This window comes from Mycolicibacterium palauense, from assembly GCF_002592005.1.
Lineage (GTDB): Bacteria > Actinomycetota > Actinomycetes > Mycobacteriales > Mycobacteriaceae > Mycobacterium > Mycobacterium palauense.
Genome location: NZ_NVQF01000087.1, coordinates 1 through 23,401, shown reverse-complemented (window position 1 = coordinate 23,401; position 23,401 = coordinate 1). Strand labels below are relative to the sequence as shown.

Here is a 23,401-nt window from a genome sequence, read left to right as displayed (position 1 = left end):
CGCACGTGTAGCCGATCCGCCGGGCCAACGCCACCGCGTCCGAACAGATCCGTTCCCGCAACACCGGATCCAGGTTCGGTGCGGGCGCCAGCTCGATCACCTTCTGGTGGCGCCGCTGCACGCTGCAATCCCGCTCGAACAGGTGGATCACGTTACCCTGGGTATCGGCGAGGATCTGCACCTCGATATGGCGCGGGTTGACCACCGCCTGCTCCAAGAACACCGTCGGATCCCCGAACGCCGAAGCCGCCTCACGCGAAGCCGCCTCGATCGCCTCGGCCAACTCGGCAGGCTCGCCGACCCGGCGCATACCCCGGCCCCCACCGCCGGCCACCGCCTTGACGAACAACGGGAACGACAACCCCTCGGCGGCCTCCAACAACTCCGGCACCGACGCCGACGGCGCCGAGGACGCCAGCACCGGCAACCCGGCCTCCCGCGCGACATCGATCGCCCTCGACTTGTTACCCGTCAACTCCAACACCGCCGCCGAGGGGCCCACGAAGGTGATGCCCGCCGCCGCACACGCCGCCGCCAACTCCGGGTTCTCCGACAAAAACCCGTACCCGGGATAAACAGCATCCGCGCCCGCAGCCCGCGCGGTGGCCACGATCTCCTCCACACTCAAATACGCCCGCACGGGATGACCCGGCTCCCCGATCTGATACGACTCATCAGCCTTGAGCCGGTGCACCGAATTACGGTCCTCGAACGGATACACCGCCACCGTTCCCACACCCAGCTCATACGCCGCGCGAAACGCCCGAATCGCGATCTCACCCCGATTAGCCACCAGCAGTTTGGTGAACATGCGGTCAGGCGAGGGCACGCTGCGGCGGACCCGAGTAGTCGCTGAGTGGGCGGATCAATGCGTTGGACGCGGTCTGCTCCATGATGTGGGCGGTCCAGCCGGTGATCCGACTCATCACGAAAAGCGGTGTGAACACCGGGATATCGAATCCCATCAGGTAGTACGCCGGTCCGGTCGGAAAGTCCAGATTCGGCTTGATCCTGGTGGTTGCGAACATCGCGCTCTCCAGGACCTGGTAGATGTCGAGCCACCGTCGGCCGTCGCGGACCGCGGCGACCCGGATCAGTGCCTGTTTCATCGTGGGCACTCGGGAATCGCCGTTCTTGTAGACGCGATGTCCGAAACCCATGACTTTCTCTTTGCGCGACAGCTTGCCATGCAGCCACTCCGGGGCGCGGTCGGCACTGCCTATCTCGAGCATGTCGTGCATCACCGCCTCGTTGGCGCCGCCGTGCAGACAGCCCTTGAGTGCGCCGATGGCCGCCGTAACGGCGCTGTAGATATCCGAGCGGGTCGAGGTCACCACGCGGGCAGCGAAGGTGGATGCGTTGAAGCTGTGCTCGGCGTAGAGGATCATCGACTGTTCGAACGCCGTGACGATCTCCGGTTCGGGCACCTCGCCGAAACACATACGCAGGAAGTTCTCCGCATAGCTCGTGTGGCTGTGGGGAGCGATCGGTTCCTGACCGCGGCGGCGCCGCATGTCGGCGGCCACAATCGTCGGCAGCACCGCAAACATCCGCAGCGACTTGTCGTAGTTGGCGCCCAGCGTCGGGTCATCTTCGTCGGGATCCTCGGCGCCGAGGTAGCTGATCATGGTGCGGACCACGTCCATGGGATGGCAGTTGTCGGGGATCTTGGACAACAACGACTGCATGGACCGGTCCATGCGTCGAGCCGCACGCTCGCGCTGGGTGAACATGGCCAGCTGCTGGTCGTTGGGCAGCTCACCGTGCCACAACAGGTAGGCGACCTGTTCGAAGGTGCACTTGGCGGCCAGATCCTGTACCGGGTATCCCCGATAGGTGAGCGTATTGGTTTCCGACACGACCCTGGAGATGGCAGTCGTATCCACCACTACGCCGGCCAGACCCTTGTGGATACGCGGTGTTTCGTCTACGACACTCATCGGATCGCTCCCCGGGGCACGAAATTGTAGATATCGGAATCGAATTGGTTGTAGTCGGCATAGCGCAGCAACTCATAGAGCCGGCCGCGATGCTGCATCCGGTCGAGCAGGCCGGCCTGCGTTCCGGCATCGGCGATTTCCCGCAGCCCCGCCTCGACGGCGTACATGGCCAGCCGCAGGGTGGTCACCGGGTAGATGACGACGTTGTAGCCGATTCCGGCGAGTTGCTCACCGGTCAGGAGCTGCGACTTCCCGAACTCGGTCATGTTGGCCAGCAGCGGGGTATCCACGGCGGCCCGGAATTGCTCGAAGTCGGCCGGGGTGTGCAGCGCTTCGGTGAAGATCAGGTCGGCGCCGGCGTCGGCGTAGGCCTTGGCCCGGTCGATCGCGGCGGGCACGCCTTCGATCCCGGCGGCGTCGGTGCGGGCGCAGATGACGAAGTTGGGGTCACGTCTGGCCGATACGGCCGCACGCAACCGTTGGACCATCTCGCCGGTCGGCACGACGGCTTTACCGTCCAGATGGCCGCACCGCTTGGGATTGACCTGGTCCTCCAGATGGCAGCCCGCCAGCCCGAGATCTTCGAGCACGGTCACGGTGCGTGCGGCACTCATCGGTTCACCGAAGCCGGTATCGGCGTCGATCAGAGTGGGCAGATCACTCACCGACGCGATCTGCCCGCCTCGTGCGCTGACCTCGGTCAGCGTGGTCAAGCCGATATCGGGCAGGCCGAGGTCGGCCGAGAGCGCCGCGCCCGAGACGTACACTCCTTCGAAACCCAACTCGGTGATCAGTTTGGCGACCAGTGGGGAGAATGCTCCCGGGAATCGCTGCAGGCGTCCACTTTCCAGCCCGCCCCGGAACGCGGCGCGCTTCTCGGCTGCCGGAGTGGTCGCGCCGATGAGCCCGTCCATCAGAAGATCCCCGAGCCGATGACCGGCGCCTTGTCCAGCACCGATGGTTCGACCATCGGGTTGAGCGCATCCAATTGCCCGCCCTTGAGGCCGGCAAGATCGTCGACAGCGGAAAGGAAGCGCTTCTGTTCGACCTCGCCGATGATCCCGTCGGCGAGGTCCGCGAACTTGCCGATGTACTGCTCCCGCGCAAAGGGACGCGCGCCGAGCGGGTGTGCGTCGGCGACGGCCAGCTCGTCGACGATCACCTCGCCGGTGTTGAGCGTGATCTCGGCGCGGGCACCGAAAGCCTTCTCCGAGGGGTCTGTCGAGTGATAGCGCCGGGTCCATTCGGGATCCTCGACGGTGGAGATCCTGCGCCACAACGCGATCGTGTCGGGACGGTGGGCACGTTCCGGCGCATAGGAATGTTCGTGGTGCCAGGTCCCGTCCTGCAGGGCAACAGCGAAGATGTACATAACCGAGTGGTCCAGGGTTTCCCGCGAGGCATCCGGGTCGAACTTCTGCGGATCTCCCGATCCCGTGCCGATCACGACATGGGTGTGGTGGCTGGTGTGCAGCACGATCTTCTCGATCTTTTCCAGATCGTCGACCCGGCGGCGCATCCGGCGCGCCAGGTCGATCGGAGCCTGACTCTGATATTCCGCGGAGTGCTCCTTGGTGTAGCTGTCGAGGATCGCACGTTTGGGCTCTCCGGGCCCGGGCAGGGGCACCCGATAGGTGTGTTCGGGCCCGGACAGCAGCCACGCGATGACGCCGTCCTCACCCTCCCAGATCGGCGCCGGCGATCCCTCGCCCCGCATGGCGCGGTCGACCGCCTCGATGCCGACCTTGCCGGCCCATGCCGGTGCGTAGGCCTTCCAGCTGGAGATCAGGCCCTTGCGGGACTGCCGGGTGGCGGTGGTCAGATGGAGAGCCTGACCGACAGCCGAATAGATGGTGTCCTTGTCCAGCCTCAGCATGGTGCCCAGGCCGGCAGCCACCGCGGGCCCCAGATGAGCGACGTGGTCGATCTTGTGCTCATGCAGGCAGATCCCGCGGACCAGATCGATCTGGATTTCATAGGCGGTGGCGATACCACGGATGAGATCGGATCCGCGCACACCGAGGTGCTGAGCAACCGCAACCAGCGCCGGGATGTTGTCGCCGGGATGGGAGTACTCGGCGGCAAGGAAGGTGTCGTGGAAGTCCAACTCGCGTACCGCGACGCCGTTGGCCCAGGCCGCCCACTCCGGCGAGTAGACACCGTCGACGCCGAAGACCCGCGCCCCGCGGTGGGCGACGCGGTGGGCCCGGGCCTGGGCACGCGCCACCGTCACCGGCCGGCGAGTCACCGAGGCCGCCGAGACCGCGGCGTTGTCGATGATCCGATTGAGCACCATCTCCTCGGTCTCGGCGGGAACCTCGACCGGGTCGGCGGCGACCTCGGCCACCTTCCAGGCCAGGTGCTCGGTACGGGGAAAGTCCTCGGCACTGCGCCGCGTGCGCACGTCATGCATCTGCATGATTCGCACCGTACGCAGACCCTCCGATCGGGTAAATCCCCTATAAATGCGTAATTCTGTGTCCCGACTCGGCCCGTTTTGCGAACCTTGCGAAAGGGAGCCGCCGTATTCTTGGTTCCGTGGCGAAGACGTACGTGGGACCTCGACTACGGCGTCTGCGTGAGGAACAGGGACTCACCCAGGTGGCGTTGGCCCGACTCCTGGGACTCTCGACGAGCTACGTCAACCAACTGGAGAACGATCAGCGGCCGATCACGGTGCCGGTGCTGCTCAGCCTCGCCGAGCGTTTCGATCTTCCGACCCAGTACTTCGCCCCCGACTCCGACGCCCGGCTGATCTCCGATCTTCGCGAGGTGCTCACCGACCAGGAGGTGACCGCCGCTCAGATCGAGGAGCTGGTGGCCCGGATGCCGGCCGTCGCGAAGACGCTGATCGGACTGCACCGCCGGGTGCATGACAGCACCGCCGAACTCGAGGCGCTGCACAGCCGTACCAGCACCGACACCAGCGCCGGTCCTGCTCAACAACCGATGCCGTTCGAAGAGGTCCGCGACTTCTTCTACGACCGCAAGAACTACATCGCGGAACTCGATGTGGCCGCCGAGGAGTTGTTCTCCCGCCATCGCATGCACGTCGGCGGGCTGGACACCCAACTGGCCGATCTGCTGGCCCGCGAGCTGGGGATCGACGTTGTCCTCGATGACGGAAAGGCACTGCGCTCCAACGCGAAAAGGCTCTACCGTCCGGATACCCGTACGCTGGTTGTGGCGCGGTGGCTGCACCCGGGCCAGCGCGCATTCCAGCTGGCCACCCAGGTCGCGCTGCTCGTCCGTGAGGACCTCATCAGCGCCATTATCGCTTCCGACGACCAGCTCAGCGCCGATGCCCGGGGGGTGGCGCGGATCGGACTGGCGAACTACTTCGCCGGCGCGCTGCTGCTGCCCTACCGGCACTTCCTGGACGCCGCCGAGGGGCTGCGCTACGACATCGATCAGCTGGCGCGACGGTTCGAGGTCGGTTTCGAAACGGTGTGCCACCGGCTCTCGACGCTGCAACGTCCGGATGCCCGCGGCGTGCCGTTCATCTTCGTGCGAGCCGACAGCGCCGGCAACATCTCCAAACGGCAGTCCGCCACCGCGTTCCACTTCTCCCGGGTGGGTGGAAACTGCCCGCTGTGGGTGGTCCACCATGCCTTCGCCCGGCCCGGCCAGTTCATCACCCAGGTTGCCGAGATGCCCGACGAACGCCGGTATTTCTGGATCGCGCGCACCACCGGTGCGGGTCCGAGCCGATACCTGGGACCCGACAAGAGCTTCGCCGTCGGACTCGGCTGCGACATCGCCCATGCCGACAAGCTCGTGTACTCGACCGGCATCGACCTCGGCAATGCCGACGCCGTGGTTCCCATCGGTGCCGGGTGCAAGATCTGCGACCGTCCGGCATGCCCACAACGGGCGTTTCCATATCTGGGCCGGCCCGTGCGCGTCGACCCGAACAGCAGCACCGACCTGCCCTACCCGCCCGAGATGCCGGGCCGAGATCGGGCGGAGGATCCGCTACCCGGACACTGCGGGCGCGCCGACCCGGGCCGTTAGACGGGGCCGGTCGCGGTGGCGAAGCGATCCTGCACGTCGGCCCAGTTCACCACGTTCCAGAACGCCTTGACGTAGTCGGCCTTGACGTTCTTGTACTGCAGGTAGTACGCGTGTTCCCACATGTCGACCTGCAGCAGCGGCACGATGCCCAGTGGCACGTTGGCCTGCTGGTCGTAGAGCTGGAAGGTCAACAGATTGCCACCCAGGCTGTCATAGCCGAGCACGGCCCACCCCGAGCCCTGCAGGCCGTTGGCGGCCGCGGTGAACTGCGCACGGAAGCCGTCGAAGGAGCCGAACGCGTCGTCCAGGGCGGCGGCCAGCTCACCGGTGGGCTTGTCGCCGCCGTCCGGCGAGAGATTCTTCCACCAGATCGTGTGGTTGACGTGGCCGCCGAGATGAAAGGCGAGGTTCTTCTCGTGCAGGAAGATCGCGCCGTGGTCGCCGGCCGCCCGCGCCTCGGCAAGCTGCTCCAGCGCGGTGTTGGCCCCCTTGACGTAGGCCGCGTGGTGCTTGCTGTGGTGCAGTTCGTTGATCTGCCCCGAGATGTGCGGTTCGAGCGCCCCGTAGTCGTAGTCCAGTTCCGGCAGGGTGTACTCGGTCATCGGATTCCTCTCTGCGCCATCACATGTCGGGTTGCCATCCACTCCGCGCGGGCCCGGGAGGCGCCCGCGCGGCGACAGCCGATCCCCCACCTCGGAGGGTAGGGCGAGGAAGTTCATATGTCTACCTGTTCAGGTGTTCATGTGTGTGATAGCGTCGGTGCTGCGAGGCCGGCCGTCGGCGGAACCGATGCAGCAGATCGTTTACCGTCTTGAGTGAGGTGGTAGTTGACGCCGCGGCCGGCCCGCGCCCACAGCCCGTCGTGATCGACGTGGCGTTCACACCGCCCGCAGCCGAGTCCGGCGACCGCTGAGCAGATGCTCACGCCCGCAGCCCTTTCGGCGGCCGACACACTCGGGCGAGGTCTGCGATCATGGTGGCGTGCACACCCGCACCGTGCCGGCAGCCATCGGTCGACCGGCGTTTCGGACCACCCCACCGCTCCGGCACTCCGGCACCGCTCCCCCGAAAGGCGGGCACCACCATGGGCTTTGTCACCACCTCCGACGGCACCGAGATCTTCTTCAAGGACTGGGGCGAGGGCCAGCCCATCGTGTTCAGCCACGGCTGGCCGCTCTCGGCCGATGACTGGGACACCCAGATGCTGTTCTTCCTGCAGCAGGGCTACCGCGTCATCGCCCATGACCGCCGCGGACACGGCCGGTCGGCCCAGACCGGCCACGGCCACGACATGGACCACTACGCCGACGATCTGGCCGCGCTGACCGAACACCTCGACCTGCGCGAGGCCGTCCACATCGGCCACTCCACCGGCGGCGGCGAAGTGGTGCGCTACCTGGCCCGCCACGGCGAAGAACGCGCCGCCAGGGCGGTGCTGATCGCGGCGGTCCCCCCGTTGATGGTCCAGACCGACGCCAACCCCGAGGGACTGCCCAAAGCGGTGTTCGACGACCTGCAGGCACAGCTGGCGGCCAACCGCTCGGAGTTCTATCGCGCATTGCCCACCGGACCCTTCTACGGCTTCAACCGACCCGGCGCCCAACCGACGGAGTCCGCGATCGCCAACTGGTGGCGCCAGGGCATGATGGGCGGCGCCAAGGCGCACTATGACGGCATCGTCGCCTTCTCCCAGACCGACTTCACCGAAGACCTCACGAAGATCAGCCTCCCGACGCTGGTGATGCACAGCGAGGACGACCAGATCGTGCCCTATGTGGCCTCGGGCCCCAAGTCCGCCGACCTGCTGCGAAACGGAACCCTCAAGACCTACAAGGACCTTCCCCACGGCATGCCGACAACCCACGCCGCGACGATCAACGCCGACATCCTGGCCTTCCTGCGCGACTGAGAGACCGTCACCGCCGCTTGGCCCACCGCTCGAGCAACTCGGGGATCTCGGCGAACACGAACGCATAGAAGTCGCGCATCTCGGCCAGCCGCCGGCCGGCCGGGCTGTCCGCCCCGGCCAGGGCGATCCCCTCCGCGGCGGCCGACTGCATCGCGGCGACGGCCTCGTTCTGGTGGGTGTAGAGCACCGTCCAGGCGTCGTCGCGCAGCCGGTAGTGCTCACGACGGCTCCCCGGCACCGGGACCCGCTCCACCAGACCGGAGGCGCCCAGCGTCTTCAGCGCACCCGAGATGGCCCCGCTGCTGGCCTGCAGTTGGTCGCCCAGCTCGCGCATCGTCAGGCTCAACTGGTCGGTGAACAACAATGCCGCCAACACCCGCGCGGTCATCCGCTGCAGGCCGTGGCTGGTCAGCACCAGCGCGAGCCGTTCGGCGGCCTGCGCAAGCTCCTCGTTCACAACTCCGGCACCCCTTACTGATTCATATACTTCAAAGATTACTGAAAACTCAGTATAGTGATGGTCGGTGCTCCGGGAAGTCTGGTCGGAAATCGGATATCAGCGCGACCACAAGGACGGCAGATGACCACCGATGTCATTTCTGTACACGACCTGACCTACCACTATCCGAAGACCGCGGCCGCGGCGGTGCGTGGAATGGACTTCACCGTCAGCCGCGGCGAGATCTTCGGGTTCCTCGGTCCCAGCGGGGCCGGCAAGTCCACCACCCAGAAACTGCTCATCGGCCTGCTGCGCGGGCATGACGGCCTGGCCACGGTGTGGGGCCGCGACCCCGCGGACTGGGGACCCGACTACTACGAGCGCATCGGAGTGTCCTTCGAGCTGCCCAACCACTACCAGAAGCTCACCGGGCGGGAGAACCTGCAGTTCTTCTCCACGCTCTACGCGCGCACGACCCTGGACCCGATGCGGCTTCTCGACGCGGTCGGCCTCGCCGACGATGCGGACACCCGCGTCGCCCGCTACTCCAAGGGGATGCAGATGCGGCTCACCTTCGCCCGGGCCCTGCTCAACGATCCCGAACTACTGTTCCTCGACGAGCCGACCTCCGGACTCGACCCGGTCAACGCCCGCCGGGTCAAGAACACGATCCTGGAGCTCAAGGACCGTGGACGCACGGTCTTCCTCACCACCCACGACATGGCCACCGCGGACGAGCTCTGCGACCGGGTGGCGTTCGTCGTCGACGGGGCCATCGTCGCCCTGGATTCGCCCGCCGAACTCAAGATCGCCCGCGGCCGGCGGACCGTGCGCGTCGAGTACCGCGACGACGGTGGGGCGTTGACCGCCGCGGAATTCCCGATGGACGGCCTGGCCGACGACCCCGCATTCCATCAGGTGTTGCGCACCCGCCACGTGGAGACCATGCACAGCAGCGAGGCCACACTCGACGACGTGTTCGTCGACGTGACCGGGCGGCGGTTGACATGACCCGCTGGCTGAGCGCGCTGCGGCTGGAAGCGACGCTGCAGATCCGGCAGAAGTTCCTGCACGCCGCGGTGTTCTCGGGGCTGATCTGGTTGGCCGTGCTGCTGCCGATGCCGCATCACCTGCGCCCGGTCGCCGAACCCTACGTGCTGCTGGGCGACACCTGCGTGATCGGTTTCTTCTTCATCGCCGGCACCGTGTTCTTCGAGAAGCAGGAGCGCACGCTGGGAGCCGTGATCTGCACCCCGCTGCGGTTCCGGGAATACCTGGCCGCCAAACTTGCCGTCCTGACCGCGGTTTCACTGTTCGTTGCCCTCGTGGTGAGCACCACGGCGCACGGGCTGGACTACCGGCCCGCGCCACTGCTGGCCGGGGTGGTGCTGGGCACGCTGTTGATGCTGCTGGTCGGTTTCGTGTCCTCGCTGCCCTTCACATCGGTCAGCGACTGGTTTCTGGCCGGCGTCGTGCCCCTGGCGGTGATGAACCTCCCCGTCCTCGACTACGCCGGAATCTGGCCCAACCCGGCGTTGTACGCGATCCCCACCCAGGGACCCCTGTTGCTGTTCGGCGCCGCCTTCGACCAGGTCAGTCTCGCACCATGGCAACTCGCCTACGCCCTGCTGTATCCGATCGTGTGCGTGGCGGGCCTGGCGTGGCTGGCCGCGGTGACGTTCCAGCGCTTCGCGGTGCGGTCCGGAGGCCAGTGATGAATTCCACGATCGCACTCACCCGGCGCGCCTTCCGGGCCTTCGGCGGAAACGACCTGCGGGGCACCTACCGCGACCCGTTGCTGGTGATGCTCGTGCTGGCCCCGGTGATCTGGACCAGCGGCGTGGCGATTCTGACCCCACGGGTGACCCGAATGCTGCACGAACGCAACGGATTCGACCTGACTCCCTACAACCCGCTGATTCTCACGGGATTCCTGCTGCTGACCAGCGTGATCGTCGCCGGCGGGCTTGCCGCCTTCCTCATGCTCGACGAGATCGATGCGGGCACCCTGACCGCGGTGCGGGTGACACCCGTGCCCGTGGCGGCCTATCTGGCGTACCGATGCGTCACGGTCATCGTGGTGACCCTGGTGTACGTGGTCGCCACCCTGCCCGCCACCGGTCTGCTGTCCCCGGGCGTCCTACCGGTTCTCGTGCCGATCGGGCTGCTCGCCGGGGTGTCGGCTGTTGTCGCCACACTGATGATCCTGTCTCTGGCCCACAACAAGATTCAGGGGCTCGCGGCGATCCGGGCGCTGGGCATGCTGATCGCCGGACTGCCGTGCCTGGGGTGGTTCGTGGACTCCGGGTGGAACCTGGCGTTCGGGGTGCTGCCGTCGTACTGGGTGGCCAAGGCCTTCTGGGTGGCCAGCGCCCACCAGAGCTGGTGGCCCTACGTGGTGGTGGGAGTGGCCTACAACATCGCCGTCGGATGGCCGCTGTTCCGGCGGCTGGTCGACAGCAACCCCGTCTGAGGCCACCGAGGGCATCGCCCGGTCGGCGTACGTTGCGTGGACCCGCCCCTATGGACCCGTACCTATGGGCCCGTGCGCATCGAGCGTGCCACCAGGACGGCCCACGCCCGAGCGATCCGGTCCGAACGCACGCTCGGTGCGGGTGGACGAACGGGCCTCTTCCGGCGCAGAGTGGAACCAAGGGACCAGCCAGGAGGTCACAGATGACGGTCACGACCACCGAGCGCAAGCCGGCCGCCGAGCAGGTCGCGGTGCGCTGCGTCGACTCCGACGTCCACCCGATGCCCCGGCGGGGCGAGCTGGTGGGCTACATCCCCGAGCCGTGGCGCAGCAAGTACTTCCTCACCCACAATTTCGGCGAGCTGATCTACTACGACGCGCCGGACTACGCGCACTCCTACGCCATGCGGGTGGACACCTTCCCGCCTGATGGCGAGTTCGCCTGCAGCGATCCCGACCTGGCGTTCAAGCAGCTGATCATGGAGGCCGGCTCCGATATCGCCATCCTCGAGCCCGGCGCCTATCCGGCCCGGCTCGCCGAGGCCGATCACGCCATGAGCGCGGCGCTGAACGCCTGGCAGGCCAACCACTGGCTGGACTCGCACAACAACTGGCACCAGCGCTGGCGCGGCTCCATCTGCGTGTCCATCGAGGCCCCCGAACTGGCCGCGGCCGAGATCGAGAAGTGGGCCGAGCACCCCTACATGGCGCAGGTGCTCATCAAGGCCGAACGCCGCCCGTCGTGGGGCCACCCGATGTACGACCCGATCTGGGCCGCGGCCACCAAACACGACATCCCGGTGTCGTGTCACCTGTCCCGCAGCCACTTCGAAGAGTTGCCGATCCCGCCGGTCGGGTTCCCCAGCTACAACCACGACTTCATGGTCACCTACTCGCTGCTGGCCGCCAACCAGATCATGAGCATGATCTTCGACGGCGTCTTCGACCGCTTCCCCACCCTGCGCATCGTCTTCGTCGAACACGCCTTCACCTGGATCCTGCCGCTGATGTGGCGCATGGACGCCCTCTACGAATCCCGCAAGAAGTGGGTCGACATCAAACGCAAACCCAGCGACTACGTCAAGGACCACATCAAGTTCACCACCCAGCCCCTGGACTACCCCCAGGACAAGACCGAACTCATGCGGGCCTTCGAGTGGATGGAGTGCGAGAAGATCCTGCTGTTCTCCAGCGACTACCCGCACTGGACCTTCGACGACCCCCGCTGGCTGGTCAAACACCTACCCGAACACGCCCGCGAAGCCGTCATGTTCGGCAACGGCATCCAAACCTACAAACTGCCCGAGACCGTGCCCGCCCTCGAAGGACAGGTCAGGGTCTTCTAGGCCGCCACCGCTACCAGGCGACCGGGAGTTCGCTGACGCCGTAGATCTCCTTGAACCCCAGGAATTCCAGATCGCCGGGATCGACCGCCAGGCGCAGCCCGGGGAATCGGCGCGCCAGCGCGGTGAGGGCGATCTGCATCTCGACGCGGGCCAGATGCTGGCCGAGGCACTGATGCACGCCGTAGCCGAAACCCAGATGGCCACGCGCGTCCCGGGAGGTGTCGAAAGTGCCGGGGTCAGCGACGAACTCGGGATCCCAATTACCGGCGGGCAGGTTCATCAGGACCATCTCACCGGCCCGGATGGGCTGCCCGCCGATCGTGAGGTCCTCGACGGCGACGCGGTCGACCAGGCTGTGCACGATGGTCAGATAGCGCATGAGCTCCTCGACCACCCCGGCACTGGAGCGGGGGTCGTCCAGCTGCCCCAGCCGTGCCCACTGGTCGGGATGATCCAGCAGCGTCAGGGCGCCCAGGGCGATCATGCTCGCCGTCGTCTCGTGCCCGGCCGCCAGCAGGATCAGGGCGTTCATCACCGCGGTGGCGCGGTTGAGTTGCCCCGTGGCCACGTAGTCGACGGCCAGCCTGCTGATCAGATCGTCGCCGGGCTCCCGCTCCTTGCGTTCGACGAGTTCGGACATGTAGCCGAACACCGCGGCGGTCGCCAGGCCCTTCTCCTCGTCGGAGAGCCGGGAGTCCAGGGCGGCCGCGCTGTGACGCTGAAAGAAGTCGTGGTCCTCGTAGGGCACGCCGAGCAGCAGCGAGATCACGATGGAGGGCACCGGCAGCGCGAAGGAGCGCACCAGATCGGCCGGTGATCCCGCGTCCACCATGTCGTCGAGCAGATCGTCGACCATGCGCTGGATACTCGGGCGCATGGCCTCGATGCGCCGGACGGTGAAATCGCGGGTCATCATCTTGCGCAGCCGGTTGTGTTCGGGGTCGTCGATCCGGGCGAAGATGACCGCGCTGTCGTCGCTGGTGGTGGCGTTGCGCAGGTCCTCGGCGAAGTTGTCCGCGCTGAGCCGCTCGTCGACCAGCGCGGCCCTGATGTCCTCGTACCTGCTGATCAGCCAGGTCGGCTGGCCCTTGTACTGGACCCGGCGCAGGCCCGGGCGCTCCCGCCACTCGGTGAAGACCGGCGGAGGTTTCAGCGGGCTGGCCGGGTCCCGCGCGACCGGAAACGTGGTGTCGGTGTCGATCGTCAATCCCTGGTCCGTCATGCCGCTCCTGGTGTCCGGTAGACAGAAAACTGGCGGACAACTGCCAGTTGGCTCGACCCTAGAAGCCAGACGTACTGACAGTCAACTGTCTGTTGTTACGATCTTCGGGTGCCCGCAGTCTCCGATCGCCGCCTGCGTGCCGACGCCGCCCGCAATGCCGAACGCATCGTGCGCGCCGCCCGCGAGATCTACGCGCAGCTCGGGCCGGATGCGCCGCTGGAGGCCATCGCCGAGCGGGCCGGGGTCGGCGAGCGCACGCTGTACCGACGCTTCCGCAGCACGGCCGATTTGGTGAAAGCCGCCCTAGACCAGAGCATCACCGAGAGCATCGCGCCGGCCATCGAGTCGGCACGCGACAGCGAAGACCCGATGACGGGTCTCTCCGAACTCATCGACGCCGCCATCTCCCTCGGCGCCCGCGAACACCACCTCCTGGCCGCGGCGCGTCGAACCGGAGTGCTGACCTCCGAGGTCGCGGTCCCGCTCTACGAGGCCCTCGAGGAACTCACCCGCCGCGCCCAGCAGGCCGGCATGATCCGTCCGGAGGTGGTCGCCGAGGATCTGCCGCGCATCATCGCCATGCTGCACGCCGTGCTGTGGACGATGGATCCGGCCGGCGACGGCTGGCGCCGCTACGTGGCGCTGATGCTCGACGGACTCGCCACCGGGCACCGGGCCGCGCTGCCCCCGGCCGTCCCGTTGCACTACGCCGACGCCGACGAGCGCTGGCCGATCTGACCTCGGGTCTGATCCCGGGCCCGAACCCGGTCAGCGCGGCCAGGGCGGAGGCCGGTCCTCCTCGGTAGCGCCGGGGTGGCGCTCGATCGCGGCGACGATCGCCGCGAACTCCGGAAACTCCTCGCGCAGCGGGCGATACCCACCGCCGTGCCGGTGCGCCCGCACCAGGATGAACGCCCAGCCGCGCAGCAGGTCCACCCCCGCCCAGTCGGGGATGGTCCCGTCGCGTTCGAAGGCCTCGCGGACCGGCCGCAACACCTCCCCCAGGGCCCGGTGATCGGAAGCCAGCCGGGAGTAGCCGTTGTAGGTGTGCGCCCAGCTGCCCAGCCGGTAGTCGTAGTCGACGTCCACCCGTCGATGATGCGCCATGGCACCGGATCGGGCAGCAGGGACGGGCAACCCGCGAGACCGCTCTGCCCCGCGGTGGATCAGAAGATCGCGCGCAGCCCGACCAGACCGATCGCACCGAGGATTCCCGCGGCGGGCAGCGTGATGACCCAGGCCAGCGCGATCGGCTTCATCAGACCCCAGTTGGTCGCCCGGTTGACGATGCCGACCCCCAGGACCGCGCCGATGAGGATGTGGGTGCTCGACACCGGCAGGCCCAGCGCACTGGCGGCCATCACCACCGCCGCGGCCGACAGCTCGGCCGAGAAACCCGAGGCCGGATGCATCTCGGTGAGGTTCTTGCCGACGGTGGCGATCACCCGGCGGCCGATGAACCACAGCCCGGCGATCAGGGCGATACCGAAGGTGAGCATCGCCGCGGCCGGCACCGCCGCCTCGCTGGTGACCGACCCGGTGCGCAGCACGTCCAGGATCGCCGCGAACGGCCCGATCGCGTTGGCGATGTCGTTGCTGCCGTGGCTGAACGCGAACCCGGAGGCGGTGAAGACCTGCATCCAGCTGAACATCAGGAACGTCGAGCGGGGCAGCGACTCCCCGCGCAGGGTGCGGGCGAAGATGTAGGTCGCCATCCACACCGCCGCTCCGACCATGGCGATGATGAAGTAGTTGTTCATCGTGCTCAGGCCCAGGTGCATGTTCTTCAGGCCCTTGAACAGCAGCATCGCCGAGATGATCATGGCGCCGAAGGCCGCCAGCAGCGGGACGTAGGTCTGCAGCGCCCGGAACGCGTCCACCGACTTGGACTTCGCGTCGATGGCGTGCAGTTCCTTGTAGTAGTCGGATTCCAGCTCGTCGGGGTCGAAGTCGGAACGGTTGGCGGCGACCGCGTCGCGGGCCAGCGCCCCGGTGTAGGAGATCTGCTGGATCTCGCTGAGCCGCTCGAAGGCCTCCTTGTGCCGGGTGCGGTGGGCGATCCGCTCCTTGCGGATCTCCACCAGCTTGGCGTCGGCGGCGTCGTTGTAGGTCAGGATGTGCCGTTTGATGGTGCCGTAGAGCAGGTAGGCGACGATGCCGCCCAGCAGCGGCGAGAGCACCCACGAGATCGCGATCTGACCGATCTGGCCCCACTGCACCATCCGCAGCGCATCTCCGCCGTGGCCGGTGACCACGCCGAGCATCAGCGAGGCGCCGACGATGCCGCCGATGATCGAGTGTGTGGTCGACACCGGGTAGCCCATCCGGGTGGCGAACAGCAGCCAGAACGCGGCCGCGAACAGGGCGCCCATCATGATGAAGACGAAGTCCATCGGCTGGACCTGCACGAAGGACAGGTCGACGATGCCGCTGCGGATGGTGTCGGTGACCGCGCCGCCGGCGATCACCGCGCCGCTGACCTCGAACACGGCCGCCACCAGCAGCGCCTGCTTCATCGTCAGGGTGCCCGCGCCGACGCTGGTGCCGAATGAGTTGGCCACGTCGTTGCCACCGATGTTGAAGGCCATGAACATGCCCAGCACGGTGGCGACCACCAGGATGGTCTTGTTGGCACCGGACTCGACGTAGCCGAAGGACCACCAGGAGAACATCAGGAACGCGGCGGCGAGCAGCACCCCGAAGCTCAGATGCCAGTTGCGATCGGCCCCCAGGAATCCGGCGTTGGCCGGGGTCTGTTCGGTCTCTGCGAATCCGGTTGCCACAACGTCCGCCTCAGGTCGGTGAAACAGGTGCGCTCCCAGCGGTCGCACAGGGAGACCGCAGCAATGTATGCAACCGCACCGATCTGGTGGGAAACGAAGGATGAACAGAGGACGAACACGGCCCCTCGAACGCCACCACGCGCCCGGGCCCCTTCCCGACGCCCGGACTAGGGAGCGAAACGCCCGGGCATCTGCCCGGCGGCGTCCTGGCCGAGGTCCCGACTCATCTCGTCCGCCAGCCCGTCGATGTCGATGACCGCGTCGGCGGCCACCCGGGTCTCCCGGATCACCCGCGCGTTGGCCTCGTCGGGGCCGGTGGCCCAACGGTGTGCCTGCGCCGGCGTCTTGCCGAAGCGGACGTGGCGTTCGATCAGCCGCTCCAGCCGCCGCCGGGAGTCACACTCGAGGAACCACGACCGGTCCAGCAGCGCCGTGACCGCGGCCCACGGGCCCTCCCGAAGCAGCAGATAATTGCCCTCGGTGATGACGACCGGCACCTCGGCGGGCACCGCGACCGAACCCGCGACGGGCTCCTCGATCTCCCGTAGGTAGGCCGGTGCGTAGACCACGGCCTCGGTCCGGTCCCGCAGGCGCCGTAGCAGATTGACGTAACCCGCCGAATCGAACGTGTCCGGGGCCCCCTTGCGCCCGGCGAGCCCCCGACGGCGCAGTTCGCCGTTGGACAGGTGGAACCCGTCCATGGACACGAGGGCCGAGGGACAGTCCAGGTGCCGCTGAAGCGCCGCGGCGACGGTGCTCTTGCCGCTGCCCGGCTCGCCGACGATCCCGATGATGACCCGGTTGTCGCCGGAGCGCAGCGCCTGCACCGCGGCGGCCAGCTGCCGGAGCCGGCTCGTCACGTGCCGGACCGATCGGGGCACCGCGCCGGGCCGGGTGTGTGTCGCGAACCGTCCACCGGACCACCGTAGCCCGGCCACCGTGGCCCGGCCCCACCCCGTCGCGCCGTCGAGCTCGTCGAGGAGCGGCGCTGGACCGGCGCTAGGCCAACGGTGTCAGCGGACCGCCCATGATGTTGCCGACGATGCCGCGAATGATGTTGCTGCCGTCCTCGTTTCGCAGTTCCTCATACCAGGACGCGGTCTGTTCGGGATCCTTGGCGTGGGTGACGTCGCAGCGCTTCCGGGCCCGCAGCACCAGGTCCCCGGCCCGCTCGGCGCGCGCGGACTGGTAGGCGGCCAGGGCGGCGTGCACGTCGTCGGGGTGATCCTTGAACGCCCACTGCAGTGCCACCGCATCCTCCATCGCCGAGCATCCGCCCTGCCCGATGTCCGGGGTGGTGTTGTGCGCCGCGTCGCCGAGCACCGCGACCCGGCCCTTGGTCCAGGTGTGGAACGGGTCGAGGTCGAGGATCTCCACGCGGTTCGTCGTCATCGGATCCAGCTTGTCGATCAGGGCCTGCACACCCGGAGCCCAGTCCCCGAAATGTTCGCGCAGCACCTCTCGGGCGGTGCCCTTTTCGTAGGCCAGCCCGGCGGGTTCGACGACGTCGAAGAAGAAGTAGAACCGCCCGCCGGCCACCGGCATCACCGACACCCGCTTTCCGTCGCCGACGTAGGTGGTCCACTCGGTGGCGGGTCCGATCGCCTCGTCGACCTCGACGAGACCGTTGAAGTTGACATAGCCCGCGTAGCGGCGGGTCACCGGGGCGCCCAGCACGTACTCGCGGGTGATGGAGCTGGCGCCGTCGGCGCCGATGATGACATCGGCGCTCACGGCGGACCCGTCGGCGAACGTCGCGGTGGCCGACTCGGGACCGTCCTCGACGGCGACCATCTTCATGCCGAAGTTGATCTGGTCGAGACCGTAGGCCTCCATCAGCATCAGCTGCAGCTCGGCGCGGGCGATCGGGTAGGGCCGCTGGCCCACCTCGTCGATCAGCGGCTGCATGGAGAACCGGCACATGGTCTCTCCGGTGTGAGCATCGACATAGCTCATCGTGTCCACGATTCCGCCGAGCTCGGCGGTCCGCTCGGCCAGCCCGAGGTAGTTCAGGCACTTCACGCCGTTGGACCACACCGAGATCGCCGCCCCGACGGGCTTGTTCTCGGTGACCCGCTCATAGACGTCGGTCTCGATCCCGATCTGGCGCAGGGCAATTGCCGCGCTCATCCCGCCCATGCCGGCCCCGATGACCACCGCCTTCACGCGCACCTCCTCCACCGCCGAGCGACACACCGCGGCGGCGCCGGCCCGTGACCGCGCACCTCGCCGCTGCTCCAGCGTATGGGCGGTGACGTCATTTCGCGCTTCGTGGCGAAACCGTCACCGTGATGACCGGCGGCCGTTGCCGCGAGCCGCTATGCTGGCGCCTTCCGCTCCGGCGACCGAAGCGTGGTCCCGGGCCTCAACGGAGGCGAGGAACGACATGTCCGCTGACACCGGCGCCGCACCGCCGCCCATCGCGGCGGGCCCGGGCGGCCACATCCGGCTGACGTCACATCGCGCCGGCGTCGACGCCCTGCCCATCCGTTGGGGCGCCTCGAGCGCGGCCGAGCGGGGGCCGGTGATCGGTACCACCGGCACCCGGGCCCACCGCAACGTGATCGGCTCGCACAGCGGGTCCTACGGGGTGTACCGGGCGCTGGCGGTGGCCGCCGGGGCGCTGGCCCGTGATCACCGCGCCGATCTGACCGACACCGCACCCACCGATGTCATCGGCCCGCACCCGCAGTGGAGCCGGCCCGGCGACATCGTCAGTCTGGACCCCTGGGGGGCCACGGTGGCCGGGGCCTTCGCCGCCGAGCTGGCCGCCGGCTACGACATCCGCCCCACCATCGCCGTCACCAAGGCCCACGTCGTCCTGCCCGAGATCATCGACGCGGTCGCGCGGGGCCGGCTGCACCCCGACGGGCGGGTCCTGCTGCCCAGCGGGGCGGCGCTGGTCACCAAGGCCGCCGTCGAGCCGGTCTGGTACCTGCCCGGCATCGCGGCGCGATTCGGCTGCACCGAAGCCAACCTGCGCCGGGTGCTGTTCGAAGAAACCGGCGGGATGTACCCCGAGCTGGTCACCCGCTCGGACCTGGAGGTCTTCCTGCCGCCGATCGGTGGTCAGACCGTCTACATCTTCGGCGCCCCCAATGATCTGGCCGATCCCGCGGTGGAGCTGACCGCACGCGTGCACGACGAGTGCAACGGCTCCGACGTCTTCGGTTCCGACATCTGCACGTGCCGCCCGTATCTGACCCACGCCATCGAGGAATGCATCCAGGGTGCCCAACGCGGCGGCGTCGGCCTGGTCTCCTATTCGCGCAAGGAGGGCCGCGCGCTGGGCGAGGTGACCAAGTTCCTGGTGTACAACGCCCGCAAACGCCAGACCGGCGGCGACACCGCCGACCGGTATTTCGCCCGCACCGAGTGCGTGGCCGGCGTGCAGGACATGCGCTTTCAGGAACTGATGCCCGATGTGCTGCACTGGCTGGGCATTCGCAAGATTCACCGGCTGGTCTCGATGAGCAACATGAAATACGACGCCATCACCGGTTCGGGCATCGAGGTCGGCGAGCGGGTCAACATCCCCGACGAGCTGATACCCGCCGACGCCCGCGTGGAGATCGACGCCAAGATGGCCGCGGGCTACTTCACCCCCGGCCCCATCCCCGGTGCCGAGGACCTCAAGAAGACGAGGGGCCGGGGGCTGCACGGGTGAGTTCGGCCACCGTGCCCGACACGGAGCACCCCGACGGCGCGGCGGCACGGCTGCGCACCACCACGGCGGTCCGCGAACGCGCCGCCGGCCTGCTCGCCCGGGCCCGCGCCGGCTCGTCGGCGTGGTTCACGGTCAGCGACGACGCGTTGCCGGCCGCGGCCGCCGAGGTGGCGGCGGTGACGCGGGCCCGCTATCCCGACCTGGCCATCCCCTTCCACAGCCGGTGGCGGCATTTCGAGGCCGGCGGGATCGACCGCCGGCAGCTCCTGGAGCCCGACCTGGCCGGCCTCCCGGGGCCCGAGCGTGCGCGGGCGCTGATCGACCTCGCGGTGATCAGCGTGCTGCTGGACGCCGGCGCCGGACCGGACTGGGGGTACCGCGAAGCCGGCGGTGTGCAGTACCGCCGCTCCGAGGGACTGGCCGTGGCCAGCTTCCACGCCTTCCGCGCGGGCCTGTTCTCCAGCGACCCCGACGAGCCGCTGCGGGTGGACGCCACCGCGCTGCGGACGCTGCGCCCCGACCGCGTGGCCGAGGCGTTCCAGGCCGGACCCGCCAACCCGCTCATCGGCCTTCGGGGCCGGGTGGGGCTGTTGCGTGCTCTCGGCGACGCGCTGGCCGAGCGGCCCGACCTCTTCGGCAGTGACGGCCGCCCCGGCGGGCTCTTCGCCGCCCTGACCGACGGTGACCGGCCCGCCGTGGTCGGCGCCCACGACATCCTGTCGGTGCTGTTGGAGGCGTTCTCGGCGGTGTGGCCGGCGGGCAACGCCCTGGCGGGCCGGCCCCTGGGCGACTGCTGGCGGCATCCGGCCGTGCCGGGACCGGGGCTGACCGCGGGCTGGATGCCGTTTCACAAGCTGTCCCAATGGCTGACCTACTCGCTGCTGGAACCGTTCGCGTGGTGCGGGGCACCGGTCGGCGGGGTGGAGGAGTTGACCGGGCTTCCCGAGTACCGCAACGGCGGTCTGCTGCTCGACACCGGGGTGCTGGCGCTGCGCGACGACGCCTGGCTGCACCGGGCGTGGCAGGTGGGCGACGAACTGGTGGTCGAGTGGCGTGCGCTGACGGTCGCGCTGCTCGACGAGCTGGCTCCGCTGGTGCGCGCCGAGCTCGGCGCCGACGCCCGTCGGCTGCCCCTGGCCTGCGTGCTCGAGGGCGGCACCTGGGCCGCCGGCCGGGAGCTGGCCCGCCGCCGCGATGGGCTGCCCCCGCTGTCGATCGTCAGCGACGGCACCGTGTTTTAGCGTGCCGGCGTTTTAGCGTGCCGGCGTTCGCGCGCGTACCGACCCACCGCAGACGGCAGAAGAGGCAGACGAGAGCATGGGCGTCGTTGTCATCGATCACCCACTGGTGCAGCACAAGCTCACCCTGATGCGCCGGAAGGAGGCGTCCACCAACAGTTTCCGGCGCCTGCTCACCGAGATCGCGGCGCTGATGGCCTACGAGGTGCTGCGCGACATCCCGCTGCACGACGTGGAGATCGAGACACCGCTGGAGACCACCGTGGGCAAGGTGATCGACGGCAAGAAGCTGGTGTTCGTCTCGATCCTGCGCGCCGGGTCCGGAATCCTCGACGGCATGCTCGATGTGGTGCCCGGTGCTCGGGTGGGCCATATCGGGTTGTACCGGGACCCCAAGACGCTGGTGGCCGTGGAGTACTACTTCAAGATGCCCAGCGATCTCGCGGAACGCGATGTGGTGGTCGTCGACCCGATGATGGCCACCGGGCACTCGGCGGTCGCGGCCGTCGAGCGCATCCTGGAGCTGGGCCCGCGCTCGGTGCGCTTCGTGTGCCTGCTGACCTGCCCGGAGGGCATCGCCACGCTGCAGGGCGCGCACCCCGAGGTGCCCATCTACACCGCAGCCGTCGACCGTGGCCTCGACGAGCACGGCTACATCGTGCCCGGACTGGGCGACGCGGGCGACCGGATGTTCGGTACCAAGTAACGGCGGCGCGGCGCACCGACCGCGGCGAGGCGCAGAATATTCCGATGAGCGTCCCACCAGATCCCCAGGTCATGCCGGCGGCCTTCATCGGCCACGGCAGCCCGATGAACGCGCTGGAACACAACCGCTACACCGAGGCGTGGCGGGCGTTCGGCGCCGCGGCGCCCCGGCCGCGCGCGATCCTGACGATCAGCGCGCACTGGTACGTCAACGCCACCGCGGTGACCGCGATGGCCCGGCCGCGCACCATCCACGACTTCTACGGCTTTCCCGCCGAACTGTTCGACGTGCAGTATCCCGCGCCGGGTCTGCCGGATCTGGCCGACGAGATCGCCGAGACCGTCAAACCCACCTGGGTGGGCTCCGACGTGGACAGCTGGGGCATCGACCACGGCACCTGGTCGGTACTGCGGCACGCGTTCCCCGACGCCACGGTCCCGGTGGTGCAGCTGTCGATCAACGCCGACAAGCCGCTGGACTATCACCTCGATCTCGGGGCTCGGCTGGCACAGCTGCGCGACACCGGCGTCCTGATCGTGGGCAGCGGCAACATCGTGCACAATCTGTCGGCCATGAACTGGCAACTCGGCGACCGCGGATTCGACTGGGCGGCAAGGTTCGACGGGCAGGCGCGAACGCTCCTCACCGACGAGCCCGCCGAGGCGATCACGTTGCGGGAGCGGGCGGACTTCCGCCGGGCGGCGCCCACGCCCGATCACTTCATTCCGATGCTCTATGTCGCCGGGCTGGCCGCGCGGGCGGGCGAACCGTTGGCGGTGCTCGTGGACGGCTACGCCTACGGATCGCTGTCGATGACCTCCTACACGCTGGGCGTGACGACGCCGGGGCCGGATGCCACGTCGGATGCCGTGCCGGATGCTGTGGCCGACGGCTGCCCCCGCGGCGCCGAGGCCCCCGCCGACGGCTCCAACATCTGAGCCCGCGGCGGGGACGCGTCGCGTCTCAGCGCCGTCTCGGGGACTTGTCCCAGTCCGCGTCCGCGCGCCGCGGGTCGGCGGGATCGGCCGGCGTCGACGCGGCCAGCTCGGCGGGCTTGCCGGCCTGCTTGCCGGCAGGCTTGTCGGCCTGCAGCGACCACGCGGTCTCCTCGCAGACGAGGTCGCGGGGCAAGCCGACGTAGCTGGGCGTCGGAATCGGCAGCCCCGGCACGCCGGGTAGATCCAGTCCCGGCCACGGCAGCAGCGCCGAGGTCCCGGTCCCGAGCAGCGGAGCCAGCACCGCCGTCTCCGGCGGCAGCGAGGCCGCGATCGAGGACGGGCCCGTGATCGGCGACAGCAGCCCGGGCAGCGACGCCGTGTTGAGCACTCCGGCACCGGGCACGGGTGCCCCCGGGACCGGAGGCAGTGCGCCCGAGGCCTGCGAGACCGTGCCCGGGACGGGGGCACCCGGGACCGGTGGCGTGACCACACTGGTATCCACCACCCCACCGGGCACCGGAGCACCCGGCACCGGCGGAGTCGGAACCCCACCACCGGACACCCCACCCGGCACCGGAGCACCCGGAGCCGGTGGCGTCACCACACTGGTATCCACCACCCCACCGGGCACCGGAGCACCCGGCACCGGCGGAGTCGGAACCCCACCACCGGACACCCCACCCGGCACCGGAGCACCCGGAGCCGGTGGCGTCACCACACTGGTAT

The 23,401-nt window shown here is 68.5% G+C and carries 24 protein-coding genes; 12 read left to right on the top strand and 12 right to left on the bottom strand.

The annotated features are described in order from the left end of the window. The 4 genes from CSR00_RS24805 to prpD all read right to left on the bottom strand — a co-directional run. A partial coding sequence (locus CSR00_RS24805; RefSeq protein ID WP_281259758.1) for an ATP-binding protein occupies positions 1-811 on the bottom strand: 811 nt, incomplete at its 3' end. Positions 812-815: 4 nt separating this feature from the next. Next, the gene (locus CSR00_RS24800) at positions 816-1,940 is read right to left on the bottom strand and encodes a bifunctional 2-methylcitrate synthase/citrate synthase (protein ID WP_099025067.1); all 1,125 of its coding nucleotides are present in this window, start codon (positions 1,938-1,940) and stop codon (positions 816-818) included. Further along, positions 1,937-2,854 (bottom strand): methylisocitrate lyase, encoded by a 918-nt coding sequence (gene prpB / locus CSR00_RS24795; RefSeq protein ID WP_099025066.1) that lies wholly within the window; start codon positions 2,852-2,854, stop codon positions 1,937-1,939. Before prpB ends, CSR00_RS24800 begins: the two co-directional genes overlap by 4 nt. Beyond that, positions 2,854-4,359, bottom strand: coding sequence for a 2-methylcitrate dehydratase PrpD (gene prpD / locus CSR00_RS24790; protein ID WP_176562248.1), 1,506 nt, complete (start codon positions 4,357-4,359; stop codon positions 2,854-2,856). Before prpD ends, prpB begins: the two co-directional genes overlap by 1 nt. Positions 4,360-4,478: 119 nt before the next feature. Here prpD and CSR00_RS24785 point away from each other — a divergent pair, with 119 nt between their 5' ends. Further along, positions 4,479-5,954 (top strand): short-chain fatty acyl-CoA regulator family protein, encoded by a 1,476-nt coding sequence (locus CSR00_RS24785; RefSeq protein ID WP_099025064.1) that lies wholly within the window; start codon positions 4,479-4,481, stop codon positions 5,952-5,954. Here CSR00_RS24785 and CSR00_RS24780 read toward each other — a convergent pair. Further along, the gene (locus CSR00_RS24780) at positions 5,951-6,556 is read right to left on the bottom strand and encodes a superoxide dismutase (RefSeq protein ID WP_099025063.1); all 606 of its coding nucleotides are present in this window, start codon (positions 6,554-6,556) and stop codon (positions 5,951-5,953) included. The two genes, CSR00_RS24785 and CSR00_RS24780, sit on opposite strands and share 4 nt — an antisense overlap. Positions 6,557-7,038: 482 nt before the next feature. Between CSR00_RS24780 and CSR00_RS24775 the strand changes: the two genes are divergently transcribed. Then, a complete protein-coding gene (locus tag CSR00_RS24775) occupies positions 7,039-7,863 on the top strand; it encodes an alpha/beta fold hydrolase (protein WP_099025062.1) in 825 nt (274 codons plus the stop codon). A 7-nt stretch (positions 7,864-7,870) separates the two neighbouring features. On the opposite strand, the gene CSR00_RS24770 is transcribed toward CSR00_RS24775, so the two are convergent. Next, positions 7,871-8,320, bottom strand: a complete 450-nt coding sequence (locus CSR00_RS24770; RefSeq protein ID WP_281259757.1) for a GbsR/MarR family transcriptional regulator — start codon at positions 8,318-8,320, stop codon at positions 7,871-7,873. 123 nt (positions 8,321-8,443) lie between these two features. On the opposite strand from CSR00_RS24770, the gene CSR00_RS24765 reads away from it, so the two are divergent. From CSR00_RS24765 to CSR00_RS24750, 4 genes are all read left to right on the top strand, one after another. Then, on the top strand, positions 8,444-9,313 hold the full coding sequence (locus tag CSR00_RS24765) for an ABC transporter ATP-binding protein (RefSeq protein ID WP_407662521.1): 870 nt from the start codon (positions 8,444-8,446) through the stop codon (positions 9,311-9,313). Continuing rightward, positions 9,310-10,017, top strand: a complete 708-nt coding sequence (locus CSR00_RS24760; RefSeq protein ID WP_099025060.1) for a fluoroquinolone export ABC transporter permease subunit — start codon at positions 9,310-9,312, stop codon at positions 10,015-10,017. Before CSR00_RS24765 ends, CSR00_RS24760 begins: the two co-directional genes overlap by 4 nt. After that, complete coding sequence (locus CSR00_RS24755) at positions 10,017-10,775, top strand: Rv2686c family ABC transporter permease subunit (protein ID WP_099025071.1); 759 nt, start codon at positions 10,017-10,019, stop codon at positions 10,773-10,775. The genes CSR00_RS24760 and CSR00_RS24755 overlap by 1 nt, the downstream gene beginning before the upstream one ends. Positions 10,776-10,978: 203 nt before the next feature. After that, a complete protein-coding gene (locus CSR00_RS24750; RefSeq protein WP_099025059.1) occupies positions 10,979-12,121 on the top strand; it encodes an amidohydrolase family protein in 1,143 nt (380 codons plus the stop codon). 10 nt (positions 12,122-12,131) lie between these two features. Here CSR00_RS24750 and CSR00_RS24745 read toward each other — a convergent pair whose 3' ends face one another. Next, positions 12,132-13,343: a cytochrome P450 gene (locus CSR00_RS24745; protein ID WP_099025058.1), complete on the bottom strand. Its 1,212-nt coding sequence runs from the start codon at positions 13,341-13,343 to the stop codon at positions 12,132-12,134. Positions 13,344-13,451: 108 nt separating this feature from the next. On the opposite strand from CSR00_RS24745, the gene CSR00_RS24740 reads away from it, so the two are divergent. After that, on the top strand, positions 13,452-14,081 hold the full coding sequence (locus CSR00_RS24740) for a TetR/AcrR family transcriptional regulator (protein WP_099025057.1): 630 nt from the start codon (positions 13,452-13,454) through the stop codon (positions 14,079-14,081). 30 nt (positions 14,082-14,111) lie between these two features. Here the strand turns inward: CSR00_RS24740 and CSR00_RS24735 are convergent, their stop codons facing one another. From CSR00_RS24735 to hpxO, 4 genes are all read right to left on the bottom strand, one after another. Beyond that, positions 14,112-14,432 carry a hypothetical protein gene (locus CSR00_RS24735; protein WP_245906496.1) on the bottom strand — a complete coding sequence of 107 codons (321 nt, stop codon included), beginning with the start codon at positions 14,430-14,432 and terminating at the stop codon, positions 14,112-14,114. 77 nt (positions 14,433-14,509) lie between these two features. Further along, positions 14,510-16,126 (bottom strand): inorganic phosphate transporter, encoded by a 1,617-nt coding sequence (locus CSR00_RS24730; RefSeq protein ID WP_407662520.1) that lies wholly within the window; start codon positions 16,124-16,126, stop codon positions 14,510-14,512. Between the two features lie 167 nt (positions 16,127-16,293). Then, positions 16,294-16,986, bottom strand: coding sequence for a nucleoside/nucleotide kinase family protein (locus CSR00_RS24725; RefSeq protein WP_099025055.1), 693 nt, complete (start codon positions 16,984-16,986; stop codon positions 16,294-16,296). A 139-nt stretch (positions 16,987-17,125) separates the two neighbouring features. Continuing rightward, positions 17,126-18,292: an FAD-dependent urate hydroxylase HpxO gene (gene hpxO / locus CSR00_RS24720; protein ID WP_099025069.1), complete on the bottom strand. Its 1,167-nt coding sequence runs from the start codon at positions 18,290-18,292 to the stop codon at positions 17,126-17,128. Positions 18,293-18,512: 220 nt separating this feature from the next. Here hpxO and CSR00_RS24715 point away from each other — a divergent pair, with 220 nt between their 5' ends. From CSR00_RS24715 to ygiD, 4 genes are all read left to right on the top strand, one after another. Then, entirely contained in the window at positions 18,513-19,793 is a 1,281-nt protein-coding gene (locus tag CSR00_RS24715; RefSeq protein ID WP_099025054.1) for a GTP cyclohydrolase II, read from the top strand. After that, on the top strand, positions 19,790-21,034 hold the full coding sequence (locus CSR00_RS24710) for a DUF1688 family protein (RefSeq protein WP_176562247.1): 1,245 nt from the start codon (positions 19,790-19,792) through the stop codon (positions 21,032-21,034). The genes CSR00_RS24715 and CSR00_RS24710 overlap by 4 nt, the downstream gene beginning before the upstream one ends. A gap of 76 nt (positions 21,035-21,110) precedes the next feature. Beyond that, positions 21,111-21,737: a uracil phosphoribosyltransferase gene (upp, locus tag CSR00_RS24705; protein ID WP_099025053.1), complete on the top strand. Its 627-nt coding sequence runs from the start codon at positions 21,111-21,113 to the stop codon at positions 21,735-21,737. Between the two features lie 71 nt (positions 21,738-21,808). Continuing rightward, positions 21,809-22,675 carry a 4,5-DOPA-extradiol-dioxygenase gene (gene ygiD / locus CSR00_RS24700; protein WP_099025052.1) on the top strand — a complete coding sequence of 289 codons (867 nt, stop codon included), beginning with the start codon at positions 21,809-21,811 and terminating at the stop codon, positions 22,673-22,675. A gap of 25 nt (positions 22,676-22,700) precedes the next feature. Here ygiD and CSR00_RS24695 read toward each other — a convergent pair whose 3' ends face one another. Further along, positions 22,701-23,165 carry a hypothetical protein gene (locus CSR00_RS24695; protein WP_218014541.1) on the bottom strand — a complete coding sequence of 155 codons (465 nt, stop codon included), beginning with the start codon at positions 23,163-23,165 and terminating at the stop codon, positions 22,701-22,703. Between CSR00_RS24695 and CSR00_RS31045 the strand changes: the two genes are divergently transcribed. Next, on the top strand, positions 23,158-23,401 hold a 244-nt coding region (locus CSR00_RS31045), incomplete at its 3' end, for a hypothetical protein (protein WP_218014540.1). The genes CSR00_RS24695 and CSR00_RS31045 overlap by 8 nt on opposite strands.